This is a genomic window from Stenotrophomonas sp. GbtcB23 (assembly GCF_019091045.1).
GTDB classification, from domain to species: Bacteria; Pseudomonadota; Gammaproteobacteria; order Xanthomonadales; family Xanthomonadaceae; genus Stenotrophomonas; species Stenotrophomonas rhizophila_A.
Map to the genome: position 1 here is coordinate 1 of NZ_JAGXKC010000634.1, position 241 is coordinate 241.

Here is a 241-nt window from a genome sequence, read left to right on the forward strand (position 1 = left end):
TCGGCGCCCAGGTAGCTCAGGTAGACCACAACCTGCGCGGAGGCGAACAGCTGCAGGAACAGGAAACGGTCGTCCGCGCGCAGCGAGCGGTCGCCGTGGCGGCGCTTGTCGGTACCCAGTTCGGCAGTGTGCTGGTTGAGCCCGGCGGTCCGGTCGCGGCGCGGGGAATCGCCACCGTTCAGGCCGAGCACGCAGATCACCCCGAACGGCCGGAGCCCCATCCGCACCATGCGCCCGAAGC

General features: G+C 70.5%; 1 protein-coding gene. It reads right to left on the bottom strand.

Translation table 11 applies throughout. From position 1 onward, the window contains the following. A partial coding sequence (locus KVS69_RS20385) for an exodeoxyribonuclease V subunit gamma (protein ID WP_217540110.1) occupies positions 1-241 on the bottom strand: 241 nt, incomplete at both ends.